The organism is Mycobacterium sp. E2462 (genome assembly GCF_001672685.1).
Taxonomy (GTDB): Bacteria; Actinomycetota; Actinomycetes; order Mycobacteriales; family Mycobacteriaceae; genus Mycobacterium.
The window spans coordinates 1-1,301 of the sequence record NZ_LZKC01000442.1; the positions used below are offsets into that span (position 1 = coordinate 1).

A 1,301-nucleotide genomic window follows, 5' to 3' on the forward strand; every position below is an offset into this window, starting at 1 on the left:
GCCGGCTGGGCATCTACACCGCGATCGTCACCGTGAGCCTGGTGACCGCGATCGCCGCCCTGGCCCGGATGGTCGCCATGACCAGCGCCGTGACGCTGCTGACCACGGTTGTGCTGGTCAGCGTGCTGGTGTACCAGAGCGCCCCCTCGATCGCCCGCCGTCTGGCCGGGATCCGGCTGCCCGTGTTCCCGTCGGCCACCAGCCGCTGGGTGTTCGAGGCGCGTCCGGACCTGCCCACCACGGTGGTGCGTTCCGACGGTGGCCCGCCGGTCCTGGAGGGGCCCGCCTCGGTTCGCGACGTGCTGACCCAGGCCGAGCGTGCCCGCTCGTTCCTGACCGGGCTGCTGACCGGGCTGGGCGTGCTGATGATCGTCTCGCTGACCGCGCTGTCGGACCCGCACACCGGCCAGCGCTGGCTGCCCGTGTTGCTGGCCGGTTTCAGCGCCGGCTTCCTGATGCTGCGCGGCCGCTCCTACGTCGACCGCTGGCAGGCCATCACCCTGGCCGGAACCGCTGTCCTGATCGTCGCCGCGGTGGTGTTGCGGTACGCGCTGGTGCTGCAATCCGGCCTCGCGGTTTCGATCAGCGCGGCGATCCTGGTGCTGCTGCCCGCGGCGGGCCTCACGTCCGCGGCCGTGGTGCCGAACTCGATCTACAGCCCGCTGTTCCGCAAGTTCGTGGAATGGATCGAATACCTCTGCCTCATGCCGATCTTCCCGCTGGCATTGTGGTTGATGAACGTCTATGCAGCCATCCGTTACCGCTAACGACAAGAGGTGGCGGGGTCGCGCGTCCGGCGCGGCCCTTGCCGCCGTCTTACTTGCGTCCGGCGCCTTGGGCGGCATGCCGCCCGCGTACGCCGTCTCGCCGCCGACCATTGATGCCGGGGCGGTGCCGCCCGACGGCCCGCCGGGGCCACCGGCCCCGATGAAGCAGACCGCCTACTGCACCGAGGTCGGCGTGTTGCCGGGCTCGGACTTCCACGTACAGCCCAAGTACATGGACATGTTGAACCTGCAGGAGGCGTGGCAGTTTGGCCGCGGCGCCGGGGTGAAGGTCGCCGTCATCGACACCGGTGTGAGCCCGCACCCACGGTTCCCGCACCTGATTCCGGGTGGCGACTACATCATGGGTGGCGACGGCCTGTCGGACTGCGACGCGCACGGCACCATCGTCGCGTCGATGATCGGCGCCGCCCCCGCTGGCGGCGCTGGTGCACCGCCCGCGGCCCCACCGCCGCGCCGGCCGGTCACCATCCCGACCACCGAGCCGCCGCCGAAAGCGCCGCCGCCGCAGACGGT

2 protein-coding genes are annotated in these 1,301 nt (G+C 71.1%); both read left to right on the top strand.

Annotation, left to right across the window (positions count from 1 at the left end):
- A partial coding sequence (gene eccD / locus A5714_RS22615; RefSeq protein WP_068289086.1) for a type VII secretion integral membrane protein EccD occupies positions 1–767 on the top strand: 767 nt, incomplete at its 5' end.
- Positions 745–1,301 (top strand): S8 family serine peptidase (locus A5714_RS22620; RefSeq protein WP_369829466.1); only part of this gene is annotated, 557 nt, incomplete at its 3' end. The genes eccD and A5714_RS22620, both read left to right, overlap by 23 nt.